6 protein-coding genes are annotated in these 7,105 nt (G+C 64.2%); all 6 read right to left on the bottom strand.

Annotated features, from left to right (window positions below; translation table 11 throughout):
• Positions 1 to 19: 19 nt before the first annotated feature.
• On the bottom strand, positions 20 to 724 hold the full coding sequence (trmB, locus tag JCM25156_RS07580) for a tRNA (guanine(46)-N(7))-methyltransferase TrmB (RefSeq protein ID WP_025812658.1): 705 nt from the start codon (positions 722 to 724) through the stop codon (positions 20 to 22).
• Between the two features lie 199 nt (positions 725 to 923).
• The gene (metK, locus tag JCM25156_RS07585) at positions 924 to 2,111 is read right to left on the bottom strand and encodes a methionine adenosyltransferase (protein WP_025812659.1); all 1,188 of its coding nucleotides are present in this window, start codon (positions 2,109 to 2,111) and stop codon (positions 924 to 926) included.
• A gap of 146 nt (positions 2,112 to 2,257) precedes the next feature.
• A complete protein-coding gene (gene dapB, locus JCM25156_RS07590) occupies positions 2,258 to 3,052 on the bottom strand; it encodes a 4-hydroxy-tetrahydrodipicolinate reductase (RefSeq protein WP_034958846.1) in 795 nt (264 codons plus the stop codon).
• 182 nt (positions 3,053 to 3,234) lie between these two features.
• Complete coding sequence (gene dnaJ / locus JCM25156_RS07595; protein WP_025812661.1) at positions 3,235 to 4,368, bottom strand: molecular chaperone DnaJ; 1,134 nt, start codon at positions 4,366 to 4,368, stop codon at positions 3,235 to 3,237.
• Between the two features lie 192 nt (positions 4,369 to 4,560).
• Complete coding sequence (gene dnaK, locus JCM25156_RS07600) at positions 4,561 to 6,468, bottom strand: molecular chaperone DnaK (protein ID WP_025812662.1); 1,908 nt, start codon at positions 6,466 to 6,468, stop codon at positions 4,561 to 4,563.
• A gap of 182 nt (positions 6,469 to 6,650) precedes the next feature.
• A partial coding sequence (locus JCM25156_RS07605; protein ID WP_025812663.1) for a nucleotide exchange factor GrpE occupies positions 6,651 to 7,105 on the bottom strand: 455 nt, incomplete at its 5' end.

Consider the following 7,105-nt stretch of genomic DNA (forward strand, 5'->3'; position numbering starts at 1 on the left):
CGGCACGGCCCTGTCCTGATCAGCGGCGCACGAACGTCCAGTACAGCGGTTGCCGCCCGGCCTTCAGCGCCTTGGCCTCGTAACGGGTGGGCGGCCAGCCTTCGGGGCGGATACGCGCGGGCGGAGCCGTTTCGAACAGATCCTGCGCGCCCATCACTTCCTCCACCCATGCCTGATAGGTCGGGTCGTCGCTCGCCACGCGCCAGATGGCCCCGGGGCGGAGGATACGCGCGGCCATCCTGACCGTTTCGGGGTGGATGAAGCGTCGCTTCGCATGCCGCGACTTGGGCCACGGATCGGGAAACATGAGGAACATGCGGTCAATGGACGCATCGGGCAGGCGCTGCAACAGGATGCGCGCATCCTCATCCCATATCCGCAGCAGGTCGGGCACCGGGGCGGTTTCCTCGCCCCCTTCGGGCACCACGCGCGACAGCAGGGAACACAGCCCGTTATCGAACACCTCGCACGCGATGTACCCCACCTCGGGGTTGGCCGCATGCTGGGCCAGTGAATGTTCACCGCCCCCGAAACCGACTTCCAGCCAGATCTCGCGTGGCGCGCGGCCAAAACCCGCCGCCGGGTCCGCGATGGCGGATTGCGCAAAACGCAGCCGTGGCAGTGTCTGGTCCAGAAGCCGCTGCTGGCGCGCGCGCAGCGGATGGCCGCGCTGCCGCCCGTAAAGCCGGTCTGGAGATGCCTTTACATCCACGGAGGCCGTCATATGTCCGAAAATCCTGCTCCTGCTGCCATGGCGGACAGCCCGCATGGCATGATTACCCCTGCCGGGGCCATGATGGAACGCAACGGGGGCCGCCGCGACCAGCTTTTGCAAGCAGTCATGGCAGGCCCCCGATAGCTCCGGCCCACAGGGGCCGGATCGGGCGGGAAAATGATTCCCCGCCCTTTATCCCGATATGATCCTAGCGGTTGAAGGCGCCACGCAGGGCATCGACCAGATCGGTCTGCTCCCACGTGAAATCGTCCTTCGCCGCATCCGGCGTACGGCCAAAGTGGCCATAGGCGGAGGTCTGGGTATAGATCGGACGGTTCATGCGCAGGTGCTTGCGGATGCCACGGGGGGAAAGATCCATGACCTCACGCAGCACGCGGCCCAGCTTCGCCTCGTCCACGTCCTTGCCCGTGCCGTCAAGGTCAACATAGACCGACAGCGGATGGGACACGCCAATGGCGTAGGAGATCTGCAGCGTGCAGCGGTCCGCCAGACCGGCGGCCACGACGTTCTTGGCCAGGTAGCGGCAGGCATAGGCAGCCGAACGGTCAACCTTCGTCGGATCCTTGCCGGAGAACGCGCCGCCGCCATGCGGGGCCGCGCCGCCGTAGGTGTCTACGATGATCTTGCGCCCCGTCAGGCCGCAGTCACCATCCGGGCCACCGATCACGAACACGCCGGTCGGGTTGACGTAGAATTCTTCTTCCGGGCACATCCAGCCCTGCGGCAGGACATCACGCACGATGCTGCCCAGTTCCTCACGGATGGTCGCCTGGCTGGCGCCTTCGACATGCTGGGTGGAAATCACGACCGAGGTGGCGCCGACGGGCTTGCCATCGACATAACGCAGGGTGACCTGGCTTTTCGCATCCGGCTGGAGGGCCGCGGCGCGCGGATCGCCCGCCTTGCGCAGGTCACGCACGCGATGGAGGATTTCATGCGCGTAAAACAGCGGCGCGGGCATCAGGCTTTCGGTCTCACGCGTGGCGAAACCGAACATGATGCCCTGGTCGCCGGCGCCTTCGTCCTTCTCACCCGCGCTGTCCACGCCCACCGCGATATCGGCGGACTGCGCGTGCAGGTAATATTCGACTTCCGCGTTGCGCCATGAGAAACCGGCCTGATCGTAGCCGATGTCCTTTACCGCGTCGCGCGCGCCCTGGATCAGCAGCTCCGGCGTGACGGAGGAGGGGCCACGCACCTCACCGGCCAGAATGATCCGATTGGTGGTGACCATCGTTTCACACGCAACGCGCGATTCACCATCCGCCGCCAGAAATGCGTCAAGAACGGTATCACTGATCCGGTCGGCGACCTTGTCAGGATGCCCTTCGGATACTGATTCCGATGTGAACAGAAAATCGCCTTTATTACGCATGATGGTCCTGTCTGCCTCGTGTAGAGTAGGATAAGCAACGCCGATGGAGCCTGACCTACGATCGCATGCGTTTGGCGGAAACGGAAACCAGCGTCAAGCCATTTCCATGGATACCACCATCCCGCCTTACATATGGGTGCGCCGGTTCACCCGGTGACGGGATCAAGCCCCAGCACGTTATCCATGGTGTAGAGGCCCGCCGCGCGCCCGCGCAGCCATCCGGCCGCCCGCACCGCGCCGGTCGCATAGACCCTGCGGTCAAACGAACGGTGGGTCAGGATGATCTGTTCATGGCCGGAGGTGAAGATGACCGAATGTTCCCCCACGATCTGCCCGCCCCGCAGGGCGGCGAAGCCGATCGCGCCATCCGCGCGGGGGCCGGTATGCCCGTCCCGGCCGCTTTCCATATGGTCTTCCAGCTTTATGCCCCGCCCCTCGGCCACCGCGCGCCCCATGGCCAGCGCGGTGCCCGATGGCGCGTCCACCTTCTGCCGGTGGTGCATTTCCAGTATCTCGGCGTCATAGTCGCTGCCGGGCAGGGCCGCCCCCATCTGGCGCGCAAGCCGCGTGACCAGCGTCACCCCGGCCGAGAAATTGGCGGCCTGCACCACGGGAACCGTCCGGGCCGCCGCGTCCACCGCCTGCTGCTGCGCGGCGGACAGGCCGGTCGTGCCCAGCACCCATGCCGTGCCGGTCTCACGCATCGCACCGGCATGGTTCACAATCGTATCAGCATGGGTGAAATCAATGATCACATCGCAATTACGGGCAAGTGCCGCGATATCCGCGTAAACGGGACAATCCAGACCGGCAACGGGGCTGCCATCGCGCGTTGTGCCACCGCTGAGCACTGCGCCGGCCGCCGGCACTTCCTCGGCCAGAAGGCGACCCACGCGCCCGTTCAGGCCCGCGATCCCGATACGCAATGGCTGCGCGTTCATTGAGCTTTCTCCACCAGTCCAGACATAGAAATGGCGGCGCGACCGGGGGATCGCGCCGCCTGACTCTACTCATGGTGCGTGTTGGGGGGGATTCACCATGAATAGTGAGCCGAACCTACACCTGAATAATCGGCAATTTCAACTGCCGCTCCGTCATGCCAGCCAAGGCCAGCGGGACGGGGTCACAGCTTGCCTTCAAAAAAGTCTTTCACCTTGCTGAAAAATCCCGTGCTTTCAGGGCTGCCCTTGGCGTGATCCGCCGCATCGCCCTCAAATTCCTCCAGCAGTTCACGTTGCTGTTTGCTCAGGTGCCGCGGCGTTTCCACCACCACCTGGATATACATGTCACCCCGTGCGGATGAGCGCAGGACGGAGAAGCCCTTGCCCCGCAGGCGGAACTGTTCGCCCGTCTGGGTTCCGGCCGGAATCTTCACCTTGGTGCGGGAGCCATCCACGACCGGCACCTCGATTTCCGTGCCAAGGGCGGCCTGCCCCATGCGCACCGGCACCCGGCAATAGACATTCGCGCCATCACGCTGGAAGATCGGGTGCGGCTCAACGGCGACATGCACGTACAGGTCACCCGCCGGAACGCCCTTGCCCCCCGCTTCGCCCGCGCCGGAAATGCGGATACGCGTGCCGTCCTCGACCCCGGCGGGAATCGCGACCTCGATGCTGCGGTTCTTTTCCACCGTGCCCGTGCCCTGGCATTCCTTGCACGGATTGCGGATCAGGTGGCCCGACCCATGGCAGGTGGGGCAGGGACGTTCGACAAAGAAGAAGCCCTGCTGCGCGCGCACCTTGCCCGCGCCGTGGCAGGACGGGCAGGTTTCAGGCTGCTGGTCCTTGTCGGCGGAGCCGGTGCCGTCACAGCTTTCGCATATGACGCGGGTGGGAACGGTGATCTTCTTTTTGACGCCGGTAAACGCCTCGGCGAAGGTGATGGTCACCTGCACCTGAAGGTCCGCGCCCGCACGACGCCCCCCGCCGCCCCGGCGGCCGCCCATCATGTCCCCGAACATCTGTTCGAAGATGTCACCCAGGCCACCGCCGCCAAAATCGAACCCGCCCGCGCCGGGGCCACCGCCCTCGAACGCCGCATGGCCGAAGCGATCATAGGCGGCGCGCTTCTGCTCGTCCTTCAGGACGTCATAGGCTTCGTTGATTTCCTTGAACTTGCTTTCCGCTTCGTCATCACCCTGGTTGCGGTCGGGATGATATTTCATGGCCAGCTTGCGATACGCCCGCTTGATCTCGTCACCACTGGCATCGCGCGAAATCTCAAGAACTGCGTAATAATCTATCTTGGTGGCCATGTGGGTCCTCTAGCAAACGCGGCTGGCTGACATGTCGCAGCGTGGTTCCCGCGTTCCAGATCTTGTCGTTATGCGGAATATGAAAAGCGCCCGTCTTCACAGAAGCACGGGCGCATCCTGGAGAAAGGGGGCGCGGACCAGAAGCCCGCACCCGCAATTCCGGAGCCTGTATGACGCGCGTGGCGTCGATGATCAGGCTTTCTTGGAGTCGTCCACGTCCTCGAAGTCGGCGTCGACCACTTTCTCGTCCTTCGGCGCGCCGCCCGGCGCCGCACCGGCTGCCGCCTCGGCCTCACCGCCTGCCTTGTAGACGGCTTCACCAACCTTCATGGCGGCCTGCGTCAGGCGATCGGTCGCCTTCTTCAGGGCTTCGCTGTCGGCACCTTCCAGCGCCTTGCGAACTTCGGCAATCGCCTCTTCCGCTTCGGTCCTGTCAGCCGCCGGCACCTTGTCGCCCGCTTCGCTCAGGGACTTCTCGACCTGATGGGTCAGACCTTCCGCCTGGTTGCGGGCCTCGACCTGCTCCTTCTTGGCCTTGTCAGCCGTGGCGTTGGCCTCGGCGTCCTTCACCATCTTCTCGATCTCGGACTCGGACAGACCACCCGAAGCCTGGATCTTGATCTGCTGCTCCTTGCCGGTCGCCTTGTCCTTGGCCGAGACGGACACGATGCCGTTGGCGTCGATATCGAAGGTCACCTCGATCTGCGGCACGCCACGCGGCGCGGGCGCGATGCCGGTCAGGTCGAAGTTGCCCAGCAGCTTGTTATCGGCCGCCATCTCACGTTCGCCCTGATAGACCTTGATGGTCACGGCGCTCTGGTTGTCTTCCGCCGTGGAGAAGGTCTGGCTCTTCTTGGTCGGGATGGTCGTGTTGCGGTCGATCAGGCGGGTGAACACGCCACCCAGCGTCTCGATACCCAGTGACAGCGGGGTCACGTCCAGCAGCAGCACGTCCTTCACGTCACCCTGAAGCACCGCGCCCTGCACCGCGGCGCCAATGGCCACGACTTCATCCGGGTTCACGTTGCGGGCGGGATCCTTGCCGAAGAACTGCTTGACCGCCTCGATCACCTTGGGCATGCGCGTCATGCCGCCGACGAGGATGACCTCATCGATCTCGGCCGCGGACACGGCCGCATCCTTCATCGCGGCGCGGCAGGGTTCGAGCGTGCGCTGGATCAGGTCATCCACCAGGCTTTCCAGCTTGGCGCGGGTCAGCTTCAGCACCAGATGCTTCGGGCCGGACGCGTCCGCCGTGATGAACGGCAGGTTGATCTCGGTCTCCTTGGAGGACGAAAGCTCGATCTTCGCCTTTTCCGCCGCTTCCTTCAGGCGCTGCAGGGCCAGCTTGTCCTGACGCAGGTCGATGCCCTGGTCACGCTTGAACTCATCGGCCAGGTAGCTGATGATGCGGGCGTCAAAATCCTCACCGCCGAGGAAGGTGTCACCGTTGGTGGACTTCACCTCGATCACGCCATCGGAAATCTCGAGCACCGAGACGTCGAACGTGCCGCCACCAAGGTCATAGACCGCGATGGTGCCGCTGTTCTTCTTCTGCAGGCCATAGGCCAGCGCCGCCGCCGTCGGCTCGTTGATGATACGCAGCACTTCCAGACCGGCGATACGGCCCGCGTCCTTCGTGGCCTGACGCTGGGCGTCGTTGAAGTAGGCCGGAACGGTGATGACCGCCTGCTGGACCGTCTCGCCCAGATAGGCTTCGGCCGTTTCCTTCATCTTGCCCAGAATGAAGGCGGAAATCTGCGCCGGGGCGTATTTCTTGCCCTGCGCCTCGACCCATGCGTCGCCGTTGTCGCCCTTTACGATTTCGTAGGGCACCAGCTCCTTGTCCTTGGCCACGGTCGGGTCATCATAACGGCGCCCGATCAGGCGCTTGACCGCATACAGCGTGTTGGACGGGTTGGTGACGGCCTGACGCTTCGCGGCCTGACCGACCAGCATTTCGCCGCTGTCGGTAAAGGCGACCATGGACGGGGTCGTGCGCGCGCCTTCGCTGTTCTCGATAACCCGCGTCTCGTCGCCTTCACGCACGGCAACGCAGGAATTGGTCGTACCAAGGTCGATACCGATAACCTTGCTCATTCAGATACTCTCCTTTTCAGCGGCCTGTCCGGACCCGAAGCATCGGGACAGACCCTTTCTTTCATATCGTCCGGCGGCGGTGGACTGTCTGTTCCACATCCATTCCCACGCCGGTGTTATATCCGATGTAGGCAACCCGCACGCACCTTTCAAGGGGAGGAAGAGACGCGCGGACAAGGATTTCATCCCGCCTGCGCCGGACCTTTCGACACCACGACCATGGCCGGCTTGAGCAGCCGCCCGTGCAGGGTCCACGCCGGTGTCCAGGACTCCATCACGGTGCCCGCGGCGTGTTCGTCGCTGGGCTGTTCCGCCATGGCCTGGTGCAGGTTGGCGTCAAAGGGCTTGCCCTTCGCGTCCACCGCGCAGATGCCATTGCGTTCAAGGATTCCCATGAAGGACCGTTCGGTGCTTTCGATCCCCTCGCGCATGCGGGTCAGGATGCTGTCCTCGCCCTCGGTTGCCTGGGGCAGGCTGGCCAGCGCGCGCTTGAGGTTCTCGGCCGCCTCGACCACGTCCTTGGCGAATTTCTGCACGGCGTACTGCCGGGCGTCCTCCACCTCGCGCTTGGCGCGGTTGCGGACGTTCTGCATTTCCGCCTCGGCGCGCATCCATTTGTCGCGCATGGCGGAAAGCT

Source organism: Komagataeibacter kakiaceti JCM 25156 (assembly GCF_000613305.1).